We start from the raw sequence: 19,088 nt of genomic DNA, 5'->3' as shown, positions 1-19,088 counted from the left end.
CAGTGACCGGGGCAGCTTTTCACGGCGTTGCTGAGGACCGACTCAGTCTGGGGGTTGATTTCGCGTCGTCCCTGGGGAGGACACGCGTCCCTGAACAGCGCTGGGTGCCGGTTCCGGCGCGCTGGGTGACTGATCGTCCTCTTCGGACGCTTCGCCGCCGCGGCCGGGGGAGGGCTCTTCGGCGGGCGGGCGCCGCAGCGGCGTCGTCGAGCGCTCCCACAGCTTGCGCCCCTCTTCCGACTTCAGCCGCTCGGCCGCGCGTTCCATCTCCAGCCGCCGCCACTTGCGCCGCTGCCGTCGCGTGGCCTTCGCCGGCCACAGTTCCTGGATCGCGCTGTTGAAGTACGCCCCGCCGACCACGGCCAGCCCGATGAAGAACATCAGCAGCAGGAACGCGATCGGCGCGGCCAGCGCGCCGTAGGTGTAGCCGGTCTTGGTGATCCAGTTCAGGTAGACGCGCAGGCCGACCGAGGACAGCAGGAACACGACCATCGCGAGCACCGCGCCCGGCAGCCCGCGGTGCCAGGGCAGCTTCCGCGGCAGCGCGAGCTTGTACAGCGTGGTCAGCGCCAGGGTGATCATCGCGCCGAGGGCGGGGAAGTACAGCGCGCCTACCCACGACGTCACGGTCGGGCGCCAGTCGGTGGGGAAGAACTCCGGCAGCAGGTCCGGGCCGATCGCCAGCAGCGGCAGCCCGACCACGAGGATCACCAGGCCGCACAGGTACAGCAGCAGCGCGAAGATCCGCTGCCAGACGTCGTTGCGGACGCCGTACTGGTCGTGCGCGACCGTGATCGCGTCGACGAACGACGACATCGCCGACGAACCGGCCCACAGCGAGATCAGGAAGCCGATCGAGACGATCTCGCCCTTGCCGACGGTGAGGATGCTGTTCACGGTCGGTTCGATGATGTCCTGGACGGCGTTCGTGCTGAAGACCGTCTTGCAGAAGCCGATGATCCGGTCGTGCACCGCGGTGACCACGTCCTGGCCGAACCACTCGCCGACGAAGCCCAGGCTGCCGAGCAGGCCGAGCAGCAGCGGCGGCAGCGACAGCGTCTGCCAGAAGGCCGCCTCGGCGGCCTCGGAGAAGATGTTGCCTTCCCAGGCCTTGCCGAGCGTGCGCGTGAGGAGACGCCACGGCCCCTTGCGGGCCACCTTCGTCCCTCCGGACAGCTGCACCTCACCCATGACGTGTCCAGCATGGTCCATGGGCGCTGATTTGGCTCGTCACACCCCCTGCGGCCGGGCGTGTCGGGGGACATCACCCGTGCCGGTGCCCGGAACTGTCGGACCCGGCCGGTAGACTCGCTCCAGTGCCCTCACCGCAGTCGCCATTCCGGCCAGCACGGCCGAAGTCGGTACCACAGTGAGGGTTTTCGCACGTCAAAGCACTTGAGCGAGGGGGGACCGGCATGACGGAGACGCAGCTCGGGGCGCCTCCCGCGGAGAAGGACTCGACCGCGCGCCCGCTGCGGGCGTGGCAGCGGCGGGCGCTCACCAAGTACCTGACGCGGAAGCCGAAGGACTTCCTCGCGGTGGCGACGCCGGGGGCCGGCAAGACGGTGTTCGGCCTGCGGATCGCCGCGGAGCTGCTGTCCGACCGCACGATCGAGGCGGTCACCATCGTCACCCCGACCGAGCACCTCAAGCACCAGTGGGCCGCCTCGGCGGCCGCGGCCGGCATCCAGATCGACTCGAACTTCCGCAACACCACCGGCGTCACCTCGTCGGACTACAACGGCGTCGCGGTCACGTACGCGCAGGTCGCGGCCCACCCGACGCTGCACCGGGTGCGCACCGAGAACCGCAAGACGCTGGTGATCCTCGACGAGATCCACCACGGCGGCGACGCGAAGTCGTGGGGCGACGCGGTGCGCGAGGCGTTCACCCCCGCCGTCCGGCGCCTGGCGCTGACCGGGACGCCGTTCCGGTCCGACGACTCGGCCATCCCGTTCGTCACCTACGAGCCGGACGCCGGCGGCTTCCAGCGCAGCAAGGCCGACCACTCGTACGGCTACGCGGACGCGCTGGCCGACGGCGTGGTCCGGCCGGTCGTCTTCCTGGCGTATTCGGGCGAGGCCTCCTGGCGCACCAGCGCGGGCGAGGAGTTCACCGCGCGGCTCGGCGAGCCGCTCACCGCGGAGCAGAACGCCCGGGCGTGGCGCACGGCGCTCGACCCGGCGGGCGAGTGGATCCCGGCGGTGCTGCAGGCGGCCGACACGAGGCTGTCGCAGGTCCGCCAGAGCGTGCCGGACGCCGGCGGCCTGGTCATCGCCACCGACCAGGAGACGGCGCGCGCGTACGCGAAGATCCTCGAGCGCATCTCGGGGGAGATGCCGACGCTGGTGCTCTCGGACGACCCGAAGGCCTCGGGCCGGATCAAGGAGTTCTCCGAGACCAACGAGCGCTGGATAGTGGCGGTCCGGATGGTCTCCGAGGGCGTCGACGTCCCGCGGCTGGCCGTCGGCGTGTACGCCACGAGCGCGTCGACCCCGCTGTTCTTCGCCCAGGCGATCGGCCGGTACGTGCGGGCGCGCAAGAAGGGTGAGACGGCGAGCGTGTTCCTGCCGTCGGTGCCGGTGCTGCTCGAGCTGGCCAGCGAGCTGGAGGCGCAGCGCGACCACGTGCTCGGCAAGCCGCACCGCGAGCAGGAAGGCTGGGAGGACGAGCTCCTCGCCCAGGCCAACCGCACCGAGGACGAGCCGGGCGAGGAGGAGAAGGCGTTCACGTCCCTGGGCGCCTCGGCCGAGCTCGACCAGGTCATCTACGACGGCAACTCCTTCGGCACGGCGGTGTTCTCCGGCTCCGACGAGGAGCAGGAGTACCTGGGCCTGCCCGGCCTGCTGGAACCCGACCAGGTCCGCGCCCTGCTGCGCAAGCGGCAGGAGGAGCAGATCGCGGACGAGAAGCGCCGCAAGCCCGCCAAGGAGGAGGCCCCACCCCCGGCGGCCCGGCCCCAGTCGGTGAGCGAGCGGCTGGGAGCGTTGCGGAAAGAGCTGAACGCGCTGGTCGGCATGTACCACCACCGCACGAAGAAGCCCCACGGAGCGATCCACAACGAGCTGCGCCGGGTATGCGGCGGACCCCCGACCGCGATGGCGACGGTCGAGCAGCTCGAGGAGCGGATCGTGACGCTGCGGTCCTGGTAGCGGGGCCGACGGAGGGGTGAGCTCGGCGGAGTTCCCGGCGTTGCGGGGGTAGCGAGGTTTGCGGGCGGACGAGCATGCCCGCCCGAGGTGGCGGGCGCCGCAGGGGCGCCGAGGTCGCGGGCCATACCCGACGGGCGCCGGGCCGTGCGCCGCGCTAGCGGTGAGGTTCACGGGCCCAGTCGCACACCCAGCCCAAGACCCACCCGCACCACGCCGGGACACCCCCCCGCGAACCTCCGGCGCGCATTCTCCCCGAACCCGCCCCCGCCGGCTCCGCGAGCCCTCGCCGGATCGCCCGGGCGGCTGAACTCGCCCGTCACCGTCCGTTCCCAGCCTCCTCAAGCGAGGCGGTAACCCTCCGTGCCTCCCCCGTCACCTCCGACCTGCCCGAGCGGCCCCCTGGCCATGGCGCTTCGGGCACCATCGTGCCCGAAGTTCGCAAGTCGGCGACCAATCGCGGGTCCGGCGCGTGGGTTCACCACGAGTTGCGCTCGGTGCCCACCGGGGGAGTACCTTCACACCGTCAAGAAACCTGGATGTAACAGAGGGTGAGTGCTGGCGATCACATCGTCAGCGGATCTACTCTTTCCGGGCGAGGTTCAGCCCGTGTTGCCGAACCGTGTCCAATTGGTGTCATTTAATCGATCCAGCTATCTTCCCCGCAGCCGCTCAGCGGCATATGTTGTCGCCCACAACATATGCGCGTCGGTGCGCCGGGCCTCTCCGGATCACCGCCTCGCAAGGCCCGAGACACGCCGTCGAGGGCCACTCGTCACCAATGCTTGGATCCGGAAGGAACGAGGATGCGCAGCAGAACCCTTACCCTCCTCGCCGCGACGGTGAGCACCGGCCTGGTGCTGACCGCTTGCGGTGCCAACAGTTCAGACAGCGGGGGCACGGGGAGCAGCTCCGCTTCCTCGTCCGCCCCGGCCGCCGGCGGCGGCGCCAACGGCAAGGTCGGCGTGATCCTTCCGGAGACCGCCACCTCGGCGCGCTGGGAAGCCTTCGACAAGCCGATGCTGCAGGCCGCGCTGACGGCCCAGGGCTTCGAGGTCGACGTCCAGAACGCCCAGGGTGACAACCAGAAGTTCTCCACCCTGGCCGACGGCTTCATCAGCTCGGGCGTCAAGGTCCTGGTCATCGCCCCCGGCGACCCGGCCGTCGGTGCCGCCGTCGAGGCCAAGGCCAAGACCGCCGGCATCCCGGTCATCGACTACGACCGGCCGAGCCTCGGCGGCAGCGCCGACTACTACGTCTCGTTCGACAACGAGAAGGTCGGCCAGCTCCAGGGCCAGGCCATGGCGGACGCGCTGAAGAGCAAGCCGGGCGCGGGTGTCGTCCAGATCGAGGGCGCCCCGACCGACAACAACGCCACGCTGTTCACCAAGGGCCAGGACTCCGTCCTCGACCCGCTGTTCTCGGCGGGCACGCTGAAGCGGATCCAGAAGCAGCCGATCAACGACTGGGACAACCAGGTCGGCGGCACGACGTTCGAGCAGATCTTCACCGCCAACGGCGGCAAGGTCGACGGCGTCGTCGCGGCGAACGACGGCCTGGCCGGCGCGGTCATCACGATCCTCAAGAAGAACGGCCTCAACGGCAAGATCCCGGTCACCGGCCAGGACGCCACCGCCGACGGCCTGATGGCCGTCATGCGCGGCGAGCAGTACATGACCGTCTTCAAGCCGATCAAGGAAGAGGCCGAGGCCACCGCCAAGCTGGCCGCCGCCCTCGCCAAGGGTGACACCGCGGGCGCCGACGCCATCGCGACGGGCAAGCTGCACGACCCGAAGAACAACCGGGACATCAAGTCCGTGCTGCTCAACCCGACGACGATCCTGGAGAAGGACGTCAAGACCGTCGTGACCCAGGGTTACGTGAAGGCGACCGAGATCTGCGGTGGCGACCTCGCCGCCAAGTGCAGCTCGCTCGGCATCTCCTGATCCGCCTGCAGTACCCATGAACAGCCGGGCCGGGACGCGCACCCCGACGGCGCGTCCCGGCCCGGTCCCCACCCAGGAGAAAAGCCAGCCATGAGTGAGCCCATTCTCGAGATCAAGGGCCTGAACAAGAGCTTCGGCCCCGTCCACGTCCTCCACGACGTGGACTTCGACGTGCGTGCGGGCGAAGTCACCGCCCTGGTCGGCGACAACGGCGCCGGCAAGTCGACCCTCGTCAAGTGCATCGCCGGCATCCACCCGTACGACTCGGGGGCCGTGCGGTTCAACGGCGAGGACACGCACATCCGCGGCCCGCGCGACGCCGCGGACCTCGGCATCGAGGTCGTCTACCAGGACCTCGCGCTCGCCGACAACCTCGACATCGTCCAGAACATGTTCCTCGGCCGCGAGCGCGGCAACTCGTGGAAGCTGGACGAGGCCAGCATGGAGAAGGCCGCTCGCGAAACGCTGGCCTCCCTCTCGGTCCGGACGGTGAAGTCCGTCCGCACCCCGGTCTCCTCGCTGTCCGGTGGTCAGCGCCAGACCGTCGCCATCGCGAAGTCGGTGCTGTGGAACAGCAAGGTCGTCGTGCTGGACGAGCCGACCGCCGCGCTCGGTGTCGCGCAGACCCGGCAGGTGCTCGACCTGGTCCGCCGGCTGGCGGAGCAGGGCCTCGGGGTCGTGCTGATCAGCCACAACATGGCCGACGTGTTCGAGGTCGCCGACCGCATCGCCGTGCTCTACCTCGGCCGGCTGGTCGCCGAAGTGCACACGAAGGACGTCACCCACGGCCAGGTCGTGGAACTGATCACCGCCGGTCGCTCCGGTGACCTCGGCCTGGCCCGGCCCGAAGCCGTGGTCCTGTGAGCGGGAAGAAAGAACCGGAAATGACTGAGACCCCTGCCAAGCACGAGGTCGGCACCCCCGCCGAAGCGCTCGCGCAGACCCAGAACCCCACCGCGGCGATCACCGACTTCGGCATCGACACGACATCGATGTCAACCGGCGAAGCCGTCCGCGACTACTTCGCGCGCCTGCGGGCCGGCGAGCTCGGCGCGCTGCCGTCGCTGTTCGGCCTGCTCGTGCTCGTGATCCTGTTCAGCGCGCTGTCGGACAACTTCTTCACGCTGGCCAACATCGCCAACGTGTTCCCGCAGGGCGCGGGCGTGATCATCATCGCGATGGGCATCGTCTTCGTGCTGCTGCTCGGCGAGATCGACCTCGCCGCGGGCGTGGCGTCCGGCGTCGCGGCGTCGGTGATGGCCCTGCACTACGTGCACGCCGGGAACCTGCTGGGCTCCATGGGCTCCGGCGTGTTCATCACGTTCATCGCGGTCCTCGCCGTGGCGATGCTGCTGTCGGCCTACCAGCGGATCTGGGCGGGTGCCGCGCTGTCGCTGATCGGCCTGCTGATCGTCGCGATCGGCGTCCCCGCCAACGCCTGGCTCGAGATCCTGCTGGCCATCTGCGTCGGTACCGCGATCGGCTGCATCACCGGCTTCCTCGTGTCGAAGATCGGCATGCCGTCCTTCGTCGTGACGCTGGCGCTGTTCATCGTCTGGCAGGGTGTCCTGCTGCAGTTCATCGGTGAGGGCGGCACGATCGGCATCACCAACTCCGACGTGCTGTACAAGATCGCCAACGGCAACCTGAACATCCTCGGCAGCTGGATCTTCTTCCTCATCGCCGCGGGCGGGTTCGCCGTGATCACGCTGCTCAGCCACTTCAAGCGGCTCCAGCGCGGTCTGGTCGTCCAGCCGACGACGCTGGTGCTGATCAAGGTCGCGGCGCTCGTCGTGCTGTCGGCGGTGGGTACCTGGCTGCTGACGATCAACCGCTCGACGAACAAGGCGGTCGTCACGATCCAGGGCGTCCCGTACGTCATCCCGATCATGCTGGTGCTGCTCGTGGCCGGCACCTACGTGCTCAACCGGACCCGGTACGGCCGGTACGTCTACGCGGTCGGCGGCAACAAGGAAGCCGCCCGCCGTGCCGGTATCGACGTGCCGAAGATCCGCGCGAGCGTGTTCGTCATCGGCTCGGCGATCGCGGCCATCGGCGGCATCGTCGCCGCGTCGAAGGTCGGTTCGGTCAGCCCGCAGTCCGGTGGCCTGAACACCCTGCTGTTCGCGGTCGGCTCGGCCGTCATCGGCGGCACGTCGCTGTTCGGCGGCAAGGGCCGGGTGTCCGACGCGGTGGTCGGCGGCCTGGTGATCGCCGTGGTCATCAACGGCCTGGGCCTGCTCAAGCAGCCGGCCGCGGTGGTCAACATCATCACCGGCCTGGTCCTCCTGCTCGCCGCCACGGTCGACGCGCTGTCGCGGCGCCGCGCGGCTGCGTCGACGCGCTGAACCAGCATGGAATGATCAGACCCGTGACCAGCACACCCGTTGCACGACCCGACGAGGTGCGCCGGCACAACCGCACGACCCTGCTCCGCCTGCTGCACGTCGGCGGGCCGAGCACCCGGGCGACCCTGGCGACCCAGCTGGGGCTCAACCGGAGCACGATCAAGACCCTCGTCGACGGGCTCGCCGAAGCCGGCGTCGTCGAGGAGAAGGTGCCGAGGCCGGGACGAGGGGCGGGCCGCCCCTCGCTCCTGGTCCTGCCCCAGCCGCACGCGGCGGTCGTGCTCGCGGTCGACCTGCAGGTCGAGCACGTCGCGATCGCCCTGGTCGGGCTGGGCGGGCAGATCCTGGGCCGCAACAGCTGGAACCTGCGCGGCCGGATGGGACAGCCCGACGAGGTCATCACCCACGTCATCGAGTCGACGACCGTGCTGGCCGGCGACCTCGACGTGACCCCGGTGGCGGCCGGGGTCTCGGTGCCCGGCGTGGTCCGGCGGGCGGACGGGTACGTGCACGAGGCCCCGAACCTGCGCTGGACCGACGTCGCCCTCGGTGAGCGGCTCGGCGCGGTGCTGCAGATCCCGATCCTGGTCGGCAACGACGCCGAGTTCGGCGCGGTCGCCGAGCACCTGCGCGGGGCGGCCCGCGGGTCGTCGGACGTGGTGTACATCTCGGCGGACGTCGGGGTCGGCGGCGGTGTCATCGCCGAAGGCTCGGCGCTGCGCGGCGGCTCCGGCTACGTCGGCGAGATCGGGCACATGGTGATCCGCCCGGACGGGCGGCCCTGCTACTGCGGCAGCAGCGGGTGCTGGGAGACCGAGGTCGGCGAAGCGGCGCTGTGCCGGGCGCTCGGCCTGCCCGAGGACACCCCGCGCGGCGCGATCCTGTTCGAGCTCCGTGAGCTGGGCCGGGACTCCGAGGCGGCGCTGACGCGGCTGGCGGAGTTCGCCGAGTGGCTGACGCTGGGGCTGATCAACGTCGTCAACCTGCTGGGGCCGCAGCTGGTCATCCTCGGCGACCTGCTGACGGTGCTGCCCGAAGCGGTGCTGCGGCACGTCGGGGCCGAGGTGCGCCGGCGCAGCCTGGTGAGCCGGGCGGTGGGGGGCACGCGGATCGTCAGCTCGGCCCTCGGAGCCGACGTGAAGCTCCTCGGTGCCGCGGAAGTGGCGTTCGAAGTCGTGCTGGATTCTGTCTGATTTCCTGTCCGGTTTTGTGGCCGGAATCACGACATTCCGCGTCCGGACCGTGACATTCGCCGCGCACTTTGCAAGTTGCAGAAAAACGAAGGCGGCCAGTGCCTGTGCGCACTGGCCGCCTTCTGGCGTTTCGGGGTGGTTACCGCTGGATGTCGGCGGACAGTTCCTTGAGCTTGGCCTCGTGCTCGCGGGCGTGGTGCCCGCAGAAGAGCAGTTCGCCACCCGTACTGAGGATGGCTCGTACCTGAGCTGCAGCTCCGCACCGGTCACAGCGGTCGGCGGCGGTCAGTTCGGGGCGGGTGAGCGTCGGCGATGTCATGGGGGTCTCCCTCCGTCCCGGCACCGGTCGCCCGGTGCCATCGATCCAGCTACGCCCACTTCGGGACTGATGCCGGTGACGGCGATCGCCTCCGGCTCCGCGGTGTTCGTGCTTCCACTCTTGCAGACGTTTCGCGGCCCGCAAGTGTTCCCGCGCCGGTGGGACCTGAGTCACGCCGATTTACCCCGGATGCCGTAGCGGAGTCCCGCAATGCAGGAGACGAATACCCGGAGAGTTACGTTTTCGGTGGTCAGGCACCATGGGGTCGTGAGTACGGTGACGCCGGTTCGGAAGCTTTCCACACCACCCGCCCCGCTGTTGTTCGTTCTCAGCGGAATTTCCATGTACGCCGGCGCGGCCGTCGCGGTCGACCTTTTCGGCCACGCGACGCCCGCCGGGGTGGCGTGGCTGCGCTGCCTCGGCGCGGCGGTGGTGCTGCTGGCGTGGCGCCGGCCACCCCGCGCGGCCTGGCGCGGCCGCCGGCTGGCCCTGGCGATCGTGTTCGGCGTCGTGACGGCGGGCATGAACGTGCTCTTCTACGAGGCGATCGCCCGGCTGCCGCTGGGCACGGTCGTGGCGATGGAGTTCGCGGGCCCGGTGGTGGTGGCGGCCTTCGGCACGCGGTCCCTGCGGGACGTGCTGGCGGTGGTCCTGGTGGCGTGCGGCGTGGTGGCGATCGCGGACGTCCGGCTCGCGGGGTCCGTGGCGGGGGTGCTGTTCGCCCTGGCCGCGGCGGCGGCCTGGGCGGGCTACATCCTGCTGGGCAAGCGGGTGGCGTCGGCCGAGGGATCGGGCATCGACAGCCTGGCGATCGGCTTCGCGGCGGCGACGGTGGCCCTGTCGCCACTGGCCTTCGGGACCGGCGAGGTGTGGTCTTCGCCACGCATGCTCCTGCTGGGGGTCGGCGTGGGCGTGCTGTCGACGGTGGTGCCGTACGCCCTGGACCAGGTGGTCCTACGCCGGCTGGGCCAGGCCCGGTTCGCGGTGCTGCTGGCGTTGCTCCCGGTGACGGCGGGCGTGATGGGGTTCGTGCTGCTGGGCCAGGTGCCCTCCCTCCCGGAGGCGGCGGGAACGCTGGCGGTGGTGGCGGGGGTGGCGCTGAGAAGCCGGGAGGCCCCGGCGCGGCCGGGACCGGAGCCGCCGAGCTGAGGGCGGCTGGCGGGTGGGCAGCCCGGTCGGCTCGGGAACATCGGGCTGGGCTGACGGCGGGCTCGGTCGGCGCGGGAACATCCGGGCAGGAGCGATGGCCCCGGTGGGCCGGAGTTGCCCACAGGGCGGCCGCGATGTGGACAACCCGCCCGCGGCCGCCGCTGTCCGGCGCTTTGTGTCGGACACCGCCGATACGCTGGAGCGGGGCGGACCCCCAGGGCGGGCGGGCCGTGCTTGTGCGCCCGCTTGCCCGCCCGGCGACCGCCCGCTCGGCGACCGCCCGCTCGGCGACCGCCCGCTCGGCGACCGCCCGCTCGGCGACCGCCCGCTCGGCGACCGCCCGCTCGGCGACCGCCCGTACAGCGCCCGCCCGTACAGCGCCCGCCCAGGCAGCCGGGCTGAAGGTGTTCGCCTGGGCGGCCGCCGCGTCCCTCACCGGCCGCCTCGACCGGGGGAGGGCGCCGGATCGTGATGGTCTCTGCGGGTCCCGGCCGGGATACTTGGGCCGGGCGGCAGGAAGCGGGTGGCCATGACCAAGGCGGCGTCGGCGGCGGCGAAGGACTTCGCGGCCGCCGGAGTGGGTGGGGTGCACCTTGCCTGGGCGGACAACAACGGCATCCCGCGCTCCCGCATCGTCCCCGTCGCCGGGCTGGCCGACGCCGCCACGCGGGGGGTCGGGGCGACCTCGCTGTTCGCCGTTTTCGACAGTCACGACGCCATCACCTACGGGCACGCCGGCCTCTCGACGCCGTCCGGGGACATCCGGCTCGTGCCCGTCGTCGACCGGCTGCGGCGGCTGGCCGGGCAGCCCGCGCTCGCCTGGGCGCCGGTCCGGCAGGTCGACGCCGACGGGGAGCCGTGGCCCTACTGCCAGCGCGCGGTCCTCGAACGGCAGGTCGCGGAGGGCGCCCGGCGCGGGCTGGAGTTCCGCGCGGGCTACGAGCTGGAGTTCGCCGTCGCGCCGGCGGGCAGCCCCGACGTCGTGACGACGCCCGGGCACCCCGGGCCGGCCTACAGCCCGCACGCCCTGGTCCGCCTCGACGGCTTCGTCGCCGCCCTGCTGCACGACTTCGCGGCCAACGGCCTGCGGATCGGCCAGCTGCACGCCGAGTACGGCGTCGCGCAGGTCGAGCTGTCGCTCGCCGCCACGGACCCCGTCTCCGCCGCCGACGACCAGCTGCTGGCCCGCCAGACCATCCACGCCGCCGCGCACGCGCAGGGCCTCGCCGTCAGCTTCGCGCCGCTGATCGCGCTGGGCACCGCCGGCAACGGCTGGCACCTGCACACCTCCGTCCGCCGCAGGGGCCGCAACCTCCTCGACGCCGACGAGAACCGCACGCTCGACGGCGAGGGCGCCGGCTACCTCGCCGGGCTGCTGCGCGACCTGCCGGCGGTGACCGCGATCACCGCGCCGAGCGTCCCGTCGACCCTGCGGCTGCGCCCCGGCTACTTCGCGGGCGCGTACGCGTTCTGGGGCGTCGAAAACCGGGAGGCGCCGCTGCGGTACGTCCCCGGCTCGCCGCTGCTGGGCACCGACCACGCGAACGTCGAGCTCAAGACGTCCGACGCCTCCGCCAACCCGTACCTCGCGCTGGCCGTGGTGCTGGCCGCCGGGATGGCCGGCATCGAAGACGCCGCCGCGCTGCCCGAGCCGATCGGCGAGGACCCGGGCGGCTGGACGGAGGGCGAGCGCGAGACGCGCGGCGTGCGCCGGCTGCCGGCGGACACCGCCGGGCAGGACGCCGCGCTGCTGGCCTCGCCCCGGATCGCCGGCGTGCTCGGCGACCCGCTGCTGGGGGCCTTCCGCGCGGTCCGGGCGTCCGACGCGGCGTGGGCGGCCGACCGCACGGCGGACGAGATCGTCGCCGCACACCTGTGGCGTTACTGATGGCTGGGAGAATGGCGCCGGGGAACTCCACCGGAAGCCACTGAGGGGACCGATGTCTTCGGGGATCGACGGCGGGCAGCTGGACCTGTCCGGGGTGCGGTGGCTGCCGGGCGGGGCCCGGCTGGCCGCGGTGGCCCAGGCGGAGCTGCCCCAGAAGGACGGGCTGGCCGCGGCGTTCTGCGGGCTCGCGGCCCTGCGGGCGGCCGGGCTCGACGGGCCCGACCAGGACGCCGTCGCGGCGGCCGCGGGCACGGTCCGCGGGCCGGTCGTGCGCCCGCCGGGCGAGGTGGGCCGGGCCGCCTTCCGCCTGCCGCTGCCGGTTGTCGACGACCCGGCCGCGGCGGGCACCCGCGTCTCCCGGCTGGCGGCGGCCGTCGGCTCGTTGTCGCGCGGCGCGCTCACGGCGGTGCCGGCGACGGGGGAGTGGACGACGGAGTCGCTCTTCGACCTGCTGGCCGGGCTGTGGGACGTCCCGCGCGTCGCGGTGATCGCCCGGATCGACAGCGCCGAGCTCGGCGCCCACGACACGCCGGAACGCGCATTGCTCGACTACCTCGACACGGGCGTCCCGCCACTGTGGACCTCCCGCTGGCGCCCGCCGGGCGGCCACTTCGTGCTCCTGGCGGGCATCCGCATCGGCGCCGAGGGCACCCTGCTGTCCGTTGTGGACACTTACCCGTCGTTCGGCGACAACGGGATCCACGACCAGCCGATCGAATGGGTGACGGCGGCGCTGGCCGGGCTGGGTGTGCTGGTGGTGGTCGACACGGACCAGGCGGCGGTGACCCGTGAGGTGATCCGCGTCGCGGGCCTCAGTCCGTCCCCTTGGGACTGACCGCGGCCGCGTCGGCGTTCCCCGGCGCGAAGCGGGAATGGCGGCGGCCGTAGGCGAAGTAGATCACCAGGCCGATCACCAGCCACGCCGCGAAACGGAGCCACGTCAGCACGTTGAGGTTGAGCATCAGGTACAGGCACGCCAGCGCGGCCACGATCGGGACCACCGGGGAGAACGGCACCGTGAAGGGACGGTCCAGGTCGGGACGGCGGCGGCGCAGCACCGGGACCGCCACCGCCACGATGATCATCGCCGACAGCGCGCCGATGCTCACCATGTCGGCCAGCTCGGAGATCGGGATGAACGCGGCCAGCACGGCGATCAGCGCCGCGCCGCCGATGGTCATGCGGTGCGGGGTGCCCCAGCGGGGGTGGGCGGTGCCGAGCGCCTTCGGCAGCAGGCCGTCCCGGCCCATCGCGAAGCCGATTCGCCCGATCGTGACCAGCTCGACCATCATCACCGACGTCAGCCCGGTCACCGCGCCGAGCGAGATCAGCGCGCCCACCCAGTGCTGGCCGACCCGGTCGAACGCGTCGGCCAGCGGCGCGCCCGTGTCGATGTCGGTGAACGGGATCATGCCGGTCAGCACGATCGACACGCCGATGTACAGCAGCGCGCACAGGCCCAGCGCGCCGAGGATGCCGACGCGGAGGTCCTTGCGCGGGTTGAGCGTCTCCTCGCCGAGGTTCGCGAGCGCCTCGAAACCGGTGTAGGCGAAGAAGACCACGGCCGCCGCGGTGATCATCCCGGCGATGCCGTAAACCGACTGCTCCAGCCCCAGCGCCGCCTGGACCACCGGTTGCTCCAGCACCGTCGTCCCGGCTTCCGGCGCCTGCGCCGGCGGGATGAACGGCGTCAGGTTCGCGCCCTTGACGAAGAACAGGCCGACCGCGAGCACCAGCACGCAGACCGCGACCTTCACGCACACCAGCAGGTTGGTCAGCCAGGCCGACTCCTTGATGCCCAGCACGGCGACCACGGTCAGCACGGCGATGACGACCACCGCGCCGACGTTGACCTTCGCGTCTTCGCCGAACCACTCCGGCGACAGCCCGAGCAGGTTCGCCAGGTACCCCGACCAGCCGCGCGACACCACGGCGGCGCCGAGCGCGAACTCCAGCAGCAGGTCCCAGCCGATGATCCAGGCGAACACCTCGCCGAGGGTGGCGAAGGCGTAGGTGTAAGCGCTTCCCGCCGTCGGGACGCTGGACGCGAGCTCGGCGTAGCACAGCGCCGCGAGGCCGGCGACGACCGCGCCGAGCACGAACGACAGCGTCACCGAGGGCCCGGCGTGCGTCTTCGCCTCGACCCCCGCGAGGGTGAAGATGCCGGTGCCGATGATGATCCCGACGCCGAACCCGATCAGGTCGCGGCCGCGCAGCCGCCGCTTGAGCTCCCCGGAGTCCTGGCGCTTCAGCACCTCGTCCACGTTCAGCGTTCGCCGCACACCCATGAGGAGAAGTTAGAAGGTCACGGGCGTTCCCGCAGATCGGCCCGGACCAGGCCGTTCTCCTGGGCGAGGATCGCCGCCTGCACGCGGGATCGCAGGTCCAGCTTGGCCAGCACGCGCGAGACGTGCGTCTTGACGGTGGTCTCGCCGATGTGCAGCCGGGTGCCGATCTGGGCGTTGGAGAGGCCCTCGCCGAGGCAGCCGAGCACGTCGCGTTCGCGGTCGGTGAGGTCGCCGAGGCCCGGGGGTGCGGGCGCCGGTTCCGGGGCCGCCGCGGCGAAGGCGGTGAGCACCCGCCGGGTGACCTGCGGGGCCAGCACGCCCTCGCCGGCCGCGACGAGCTTCACCGCCTCGATCAGCTTCGGCGCTTCGACCGACTTGATCAGGAACCCGGCGGCCCCGGCGCGCAGCGCGCCGTAGACGTACTCGTCGAGGTCGAACGTGGTCAGGACGAGCACCTTCGACAGCCCTTCGTCGACCAGCTCGCGGGTGGCGGTGATGCCGTCGGTGCCCGGCATCCGCACGTCCATCAGGGTGACGTCCGGCCGCAGCGCCCGGGCCTGCCGCACCGCGGCGGCGCCGTCGGCGGCCTCGCCGACCACCTCGATGCCGTCGTCGCGGTCGAGGATGACGGTGAGGCCGAACCGGATGGCGCTGTGGTCGTCGGCGATCAGGACCCGGACCGTCATCGGCCGCCGCCCACCGGCAGCTCCGCGCGGACCAGCCAGCCCCCGGCCGCCGGGCCCGCGGTCAGCTTGCCGCCCACCGCGTCCGCCCGCTCGCGCATGTTCAGCAGGCCGGCACCGTCCGCGGGGGCGCGGGTCGGGTGGTGGACCTCGTTGCGCACCTCGACGGCGAGGACGCCGTCGAGGTAGCGGACGTCCACGTCGACCTGGCCGCCCGGGGCGTGCTTGACCGCGTTGGTCAGCGCTTCCTGCGCGATCCGGTACGCCGTCAGGTCGACCGCCGCGGGCAACGCCACCCGCTCGTCCACCGTGGACGCGACACGCACCTCCAGCCCGCTCGCCCGCGCCGACTCCACCAGCTTGGCCAGTTCCGCCAGCCGGGCCGGCGCGGTCGTCTCCGCCTCCCCGCCCTCGGCCTTGAGCAGCCCGATCATCGCGCGCATCTCCTCCAGGGCGCTGACGCTGTTCTCCCGCACCGATTCCAGCACCACCTTCGCCAGCTTCGGATCGGGCATCGACAGCGCCGCCTCCGACTGGATGGCGATGGCCGAGAGGTGCCCGGCGATCACGTCGTGCAGGTCACGCGCCATCCGCCCGCGCTCGGCGGCCACCGCGGCCCGGCGGTCCAGCTCGGCGATCTTCGCCAGCTGCCCCGCGTTCGCCCGCTCGGTTTCGGCGATGTCGCGCTGCTGCCGGACGTTCGCCGCCCACCACACGGGCGTGAGGACGAACGGCAGCAGGCTCACCGCGGCCAGCACCGCCGCGCGCCACTGCTGCGCGAGCAGCAGCACCGCGGCGAACACGACCACCACCGACAGCGCGGCCACGCCGATCATCACCCGGCTGGTGCGCCGGGAACCGTACAGCGTCGCCGCGTACAGGAAGTCGGTGTAGATGATCACCACCGGCAGCGACGGGCTCAGCCAGATGTCGGCGGCCAGCACCGCCGTGGCGAGCAGCAGCGCTCCCGGCACCTGCCGGCGGAGCAGTTCCAGCCCGCACAGGGCGGTCAGCTCCAGCAGCCGCACCCACAGCGGCGCGTGGTCGTACGCCGCCAGCAGCCGGTGGATGCCGGCCACGTAGACGAGGAAGCCGACCAGCCACGTGCCGAGCGCGATCAAGGCGTCCTGCTGCCACACCGGGAGTGAACGCAGGCGCGGGAGGGGCATGTGACCATCCCAGCACACGGCGTGACCAGCGCGCGTCCTACGAAGTGATGACCCCCGGTCGTGCCTTCCGCCGACGCGCCCGGGGCGAGGCGCGGGCGAGGCTGGCAGCGTGGACGAAATCGGGAGGTTCTTCGCGGAGAACCCGATGGCCGCCGTCATCGCGGCGGGCGAGATCGGGTTCTGGGTGGTCATCGCGGCCGGGCTGGCCGTGCGGTACGCGCTGCGTGCCCGCCGGGCGTCGGCGGTGCTGCTCGCCATGGTGCCGCTGATCGACGTCGTGGTCCTGGTGGCGACCGTGCTCGACCTGTCCGGCGGGGCCAAGGCGAACTTCACGCACGGGCTCGCCGCCGTCTACCTGGGGTTCAGCGTCGTGTTCGGGCCGAGCATGGTGCGGTGGGCGGACGCGCTGTTCGCGCGGCGCTTCGCCGGTGGGGCGCCACCACCGAAACGCCGGGGGAAGGAGAAGCTGCGGCACGAGTGGCGGGAGTTCGGGAAGTGCCTGCTGGCCTGCGGGCTCGCCGCGGTGGCCCTGCTGGCGGCGATCTTCGCGATCGGCACGCCGGAGCAGGTCGCGCCGCTGTGGGACTGGTTCCCGCGGCTGGGCACCGTCTCGACGATCTGGCTGATCACCGGGCCGGTCTGGGAAGAGCTGTTCGGCCGGCGCGAGCAGGTGCGGCCGTGATCGAGCTGCTCGGGATCCTGCTGGTCGTCCAGGGCGGCGGCGGGCTGCTCAACCGGCTGCTGGGCGCGCACTCGCCGAGCTGGTTCGTCCAGCTGCGGCTGCTGCCGCCGTCGTGGCACGTCGCGGCGGGCGTGGTGATGGTGCTCGCCGGGGCGGCGGTGCTGCTCGCCCGCCGGGCCCACCGGCCGCCGGGGTGATGTCGCCCCGCGTGGATGGCGGGAACGGCCGGGCACCGGAATGCTGGTCCCCGTGCCCGACGAGATCCCCGCCCGCCGCCCCCTGCACGAGCTCGCCGACCGCCACGGCGTCGCCACCCGGTACGAGAACGCCGACCAGGTGTGGGTCGACGTGGACGACGACGTCGTCGTCGCCGTCCTGGGGCAGTTCGGGGTCGACGCGACCACCGGCGAAGCCATCGCCCGGGCGCTGGCCGCGGAGGCCCCGGCCGCGCTGCCACCGACGATCGTCGTGCGGGAGGGCACCGGACGGCCGCTGGGCACCGACGCCGAGGTCGTGCTCGAGGACGGCACCCGGCGGCGGGTCGGCGACGAGCTGCCGGCCGACCTGCCCCTGGGCTGGCACCGGGTGGTCACCGCCGACCAGGACGTCGTGCTCGCGGTGGTGCCCGCGAAGCTGCCGGAGGTCCGGCCCGCCTGGGGGTGGATGCTGCAGCTCTACGCCCTGCACTCGCCCGGTTCCTGGGGCATCGGCGACTACGCCGACCTCGCGGCCTTCGCCGCCCGGTCGGCCGCCGAGCTGGACGCGGGCGTCCTGCTGGTCAACCCGGTCCAGGCGATCAGCCCCGCCCACCCGGTCGAACGCTCGCCGTACTCCCCGGCCAGCCGCCGGTTCGCCAACCCCGTCTACCTGCGCGTCACCGCGACCGAGACGTTCGCGCGCGCCGACGCGGCGACGCGGGAGGCGGTCGAGTCCCTGGCCCCGGACCGCGAGGGCGACCTCATCGACTACGACGCCGTCTGGACGGCCAAGCGCGCCGCGCTCGAGCTGCTGTGGCCGCACCGCGTGGAGGAGGTCCCCGAGGACGCCGACCTGCTGGACTTCGCGCTGTTCTGCGCCCTCGCCGAGCGGCACGGCGCGGACTGGCGGGACTGGCCCGAGGCGCTGCGCGACCCGGCCGGGCCCGACGTCGAAAAGGCCCGCGAGGAGCTGAAGGAGCGCGTCGGCTTCCACGCGTGGCTCCAGCACCTCTGCCGGGTCCAGCTGGAAACGGCCCGCCGGGCGGCGCGCGAGGCCGGGATGACCGTCGGGATCGTGCACGACCTGCCGGTCGGGGTGCACCCCGGCGGGGCCGACACCTGGGCGGTGCGGGACGTCTTCGCCGCCGACGTGCGGGTCGGCGCGCCGCCGGACGCCTTCAACCAGCAGGGGCAGGACTGGAACCTGCCGCCGTGGCGGCCGGACAAGCTGGCCGAGGCCGGCTACGCGCCGTTCCGGGACGTCATCCGCGGGGTGCTGCGCTTCGCCGACGGCATCCGCGTCGACCACATCGCCGGGCTGTGGCGGCTGTGGTGGATCCCGCCGGGCGAGCCCGCGCACCGCGGCACGTACGTCCACTACGACGCCGAGGCGATGGTCGGCGTGCTCGCGCTCGAAGCGCACCGCGCCGGCGCGGTGGTCGTGGGGGAGGACCTCGGCACGGTCGAGGAGACCGTCACCGAGACCATGCACGAGCGCGGCATGCTCAGCTCGGCCGTGCTGTGGTTCGAACGCGACTGGGACGCGCCCGGCAAGCCGTTCACGCGGCCGCGCGCGTGGGACCCGGACGCGATGGCCAGCATCTCCACCCACGACCTGCCGACGGTCTCCGGCTGGCTGGCGGGGGAGCACGTCCGGGTCCGGGCCGAGCTGGGCCTGCTGGACCGCGGGGTCGAGGCGGAAGAAGAAGCGGCCGCCGCCGAGCGGAAGGCGCTGTTCGAACTCGTTGCGCGGGAAGGGATCCCGGCTGAAGACCCGGTCGTCGCGCTGCACACGCTGCTGGCCTCGGCCGCGTCCCGGCTCGTGCTGACGTCGCCGGCCGACGTGGCGGGCCAGGTGCGGCAGCCGAATCTGCCCGGAACGGTCGACCAGTACCCTAACTGGCGGATTCGCCTTCCCGTCAGCGTCGACGGCTTCTTCACCGCGAAGGGGGTCCGTGCCGCGGTCGCGCCGCTGGCGGCGGCCCGCCCGCTGCCCCGGTAACGACCACCCCGCGGCGCACGACCCCCGGTGACACGCGTCCCCGGACGCCCCGGTACGACCCAAGCTCGAGGAGAC

General features: G+C 72.4%; 16 protein-coding genes. 11 read left to right on the top strand and 5 right to left on the bottom strand.

The window, feature by feature from the left end; all coding sequences use genetic code 11:
- Positions 1 to 42: 42 nt before the first annotated feature.
- Positions 43 to 1,191: a YihY/virulence factor BrkB family protein gene (locus ACH54P_RS15540; protein ID WP_489913260.1), complete on the bottom strand. Its 1,149-nt coding sequence runs from the start codon at positions 1,189 to 1,191 to the stop codon at positions 43 to 45.
- Between the two features lie 224 nt (positions 1,192 to 1,415).
- On the opposite strand from ACH54P_RS15540, the gene ACH54P_RS15535 reads away from it, so the two are divergent.
- The 5 genes from ACH54P_RS15535 (at position 1,416) to ACH54P_RS15515 (ending at position 8,636) form a co-directional block, all read left to right on the top strand.
- Positions 1,416 to 3,152, top strand: coding sequence for a DEAD/DEAH box helicase (locus ACH54P_RS15535; protein ID WP_489913258.1), 1,737 nt, complete (start codon positions 1,416 to 1,418; stop codon positions 3,150 to 3,152).
- Between the two features lie 803 nt (positions 3,153 to 3,955).
- The gene (locus tag ACH54P_RS15530) at positions 3,956 to 5,095 is read left to right on the top strand and encodes a sugar ABC transporter substrate-binding protein (RefSeq protein WP_489913256.1); all 1,140 of its coding nucleotides are present in this window, start codon (positions 3,956 to 3,958) and stop codon (positions 5,093 to 5,095) included.
- A gap of 90 nt (positions 5,096 to 5,185) precedes the next feature.
- Positions 5,186 to 5,959 carry an ATP-binding cassette domain-containing protein gene (locus ACH54P_RS15525; RefSeq protein ID WP_489913254.1) on the top strand — a complete coding sequence of 258 codons (774 nt, stop codon included), beginning with the start codon at positions 5,186 to 5,188 and terminating at the stop codon, positions 5,957 to 5,959.
- A gap of 20 nt (positions 5,960 to 5,979) precedes the next feature.
- A complete protein-coding gene (locus tag ACH54P_RS15520; protein WP_489913252.1) occupies positions 5,980 to 7,443 on the top strand; it encodes a sugar ABC transporter permease in 1,464 nt (487 codons plus the stop codon).
- Positions 7,444 to 7,454: 11 nt separating this feature from the next.
- On the top strand, positions 7,455 to 8,636 hold the full coding sequence (locus ACH54P_RS15515) for an ROK family protein (protein WP_489913250.1): 1,182 nt from the start codon (positions 7,455 to 7,457) through the stop codon (positions 8,634 to 8,636).
- Positions 8,637 to 8,775: 139 nt separating this feature from the next.
- Here ACH54P_RS15515 and ACH54P_RS15510 read toward each other — a convergent pair whose 3' ends face one another.
- Positions 8,776 to 8,955, bottom strand: a complete 180-nt coding sequence (locus ACH54P_RS15510) for a DUF7455 domain-containing protein (RefSeq protein WP_004561029.1) — start codon at positions 8,953 to 8,955, stop codon at positions 8,776 to 8,778.
- 342 nt (positions 8,956 to 9,297) lie between these two features.
- Between ACH54P_RS15510 and ACH54P_RS15505 the strand changes: the two genes are divergently transcribed.
- From ACH54P_RS15505 to ACH54P_RS15495, 3 genes are all read left to right on the top strand, one after another.
- On the top strand, positions 9,298 to 10,104 hold the full coding sequence (locus tag ACH54P_RS15505; protein ID WP_489913248.1) for an EamA family transporter: 807 nt from the start codon (positions 9,298 to 9,300) through the stop codon (positions 10,102 to 10,104).
- A 529-nt stretch (positions 10,105 to 10,633) separates the two neighbouring features.
- Positions 10,634 to 11,992, top strand: a complete 1,359-nt coding sequence (locus ACH54P_RS15500) for a type I glutamate--ammonia ligase (protein ID WP_489913246.1) — start codon at positions 10,634 to 10,636, stop codon at positions 11,990 to 11,992.
- 52 nt (positions 11,993 to 12,044) lie between these two features.
- Positions 12,045 to 12,827: a DUF6885 family protein gene (locus ACH54P_RS15495; protein ID WP_489913244.1), complete on the top strand. Its 783-nt coding sequence runs from the start codon at positions 12,045 to 12,047 to the stop codon at positions 12,825 to 12,827.
- Here ACH54P_RS15495 and ACH54P_RS15490 read toward each other — a convergent pair.
- From ACH54P_RS15490 to ACH54P_RS15480, 3 genes are read right to left on the bottom strand one after another with little or no spacing between them, the layout of a single operon-like run.
- Complete coding sequence (locus ACH54P_RS15490) at positions 12,805 to 14,256, bottom strand: amino acid permease (protein WP_489916454.1); 1,452 nt, start codon at positions 14,254 to 14,256, stop codon at positions 12,805 to 12,807. The two genes, ACH54P_RS15495 and ACH54P_RS15490, sit on opposite strands and share 23 nt — an antisense overlap.
- A 41-nt stretch (positions 14,257 to 14,297) precedes the next feature.
- The gene (locus ACH54P_RS15485; protein ID WP_489913242.1) at positions 14,298 to 14,966 is read right to left on the bottom strand and encodes a response regulator; all 669 of its coding nucleotides are present in this window, start codon (positions 14,964 to 14,966) and stop codon (positions 14,298 to 14,300) included.
- Positions 14,963 to 16,132, bottom strand: a complete 1,170-nt coding sequence (locus tag ACH54P_RS15480; protein ID WP_489913240.1) for a sensor histidine kinase — start codon at positions 16,130 to 16,132, stop codon at positions 14,963 to 14,965. Before ACH54P_RS15480 ends, ACH54P_RS15485 begins: the two co-directional genes overlap by 4 nt.
- Positions 16,133 to 16,241: 109 nt before the next feature.
- On the opposite strand from ACH54P_RS15480, the gene ACH54P_RS15475 reads away from it, so the two are divergent.
- The 3 genes from ACH54P_RS15475 to malQ are packed head-to-tail and all read left to right on the top strand — an operon-like array spanning position 16,242 to position 19,013.
- Entirely contained in the window at positions 16,242 to 16,814 is a 573-nt protein-coding gene (locus tag ACH54P_RS15475) for a hypothetical protein (protein ID WP_489913239.1), read from the top strand.
- Positions 16,811 to 17,011, top strand: a complete 201-nt coding sequence (locus ACH54P_RS15470; RefSeq protein ID WP_489913237.1) for a hypothetical protein — start codon at positions 16,811 to 16,813, stop codon at positions 17,009 to 17,011. Before ACH54P_RS15475 ends, ACH54P_RS15470 begins: the two co-directional genes overlap by 4 nt.
- A gap of 40 nt (positions 17,012 to 17,051) precedes the next feature.
- Entirely contained in the window at positions 17,052 to 19,013 is a 1,962-nt protein-coding gene (gene malQ, locus ACH54P_RS15465) for a 4-alpha-glucanotransferase (protein ID WP_489913235.1), read from the top strand.
- The last annotated feature ends 75 nt before the right edge of the window (positions 19,014 to 19,088 follow it).

The sequence above is a fragment of the Amycolatopsis sp. N2S4-7 genome (genome assembly GCF_058119595.1).
This window is presented reverse-complemented; position numbering and strand designations above follow the sequence as displayed.

Coding starts and splice junctions, on each gene's coding strand:
- ACH54P_RS15495 (WP_489913244.1), top strand. CDS start 12,045: ATGTCTTCGGGGATCGACGGCGGGCAGCTGGACCTGTCCGGGGTGCGG.
- ACH54P_RS15485 (WP_489913242.1), bottom strand. CDS start 14,966: ATGACGGTCCGGGTCCTGATCGCCGACGACCACAGCGCCATCCGGTTC.
- ACH54P_RS15500 (WP_489913246.1), top strand. CDS start 10,634: ATGACCAAGGCGGCGTCGGCGGCGGCGAAGGACTTCGCGGCCGCCGGA.
- malQ (WP_489913235.1), top strand. CDS start 17,052: ATGCTGGTCCCCGTGCCCGACGAGATCCCCGCCCGCCGCCCCCTGCAC.
- ACH54P_RS15530 (WP_489913256.1), top strand. CDS start 3,956: ATGCGCAGCAGAACCCTTACCCTCCTCGCCGCGACGGTGAGCACCGGC.
- ACH54P_RS15515 (WP_489913250.1), top strand. CDS start 7,455: ATGATCAGACCCGTGACCAGCACACCCGTTGCACGACCCGACGAGGTG.
- ACH54P_RS15505 (WP_489913248.1), top strand. CDS start 9,298: ATGTACGCCGGCGCGGCCGTCGCGGTCGACCTTTTCGGCCACGCGACG.
- ACH54P_RS15510 (WP_004561029.1), bottom strand. CDS start 8,955: ATGACATCGCCGACGCTCACCCGCCCCGAACTGACCGCCGCCGACCGC.
- ACH54P_RS15480 (WP_489913240.1), bottom strand. CDS start 16,132: ATGCCCCTCCCGCGCCTGCGTTCACTCCCGGTGTGGCAGCAGGACGCC.
- ACH54P_RS15525 (WP_489913254.1), top strand. CDS start 5,186: ATGAGTGAGCCCATTCTCGAGATCAAGGGCCTGAACAAGAGCTTCGGC.
- ACH54P_RS15535 (WP_489913258.1), top strand. CDS start 1,416: ATGACGGAGACGCAGCTCGGGGCGCCTCCCGCGGAGAAGGACTCGACC.
- ACH54P_RS15540 (WP_489913260.1), bottom strand. CDS start 1,191: ATGGGTGAGGTGCAGCTGTCCGGAGGGACGAAGGTGGCCCGCAAGGGG.
- ACH54P_RS15520 (WP_489913252.1), top strand. CDS start 5,980: ATGACTGAGACCCCTGCCAAGCACGAGGTCGGCACCCCCGCCGAAGCG.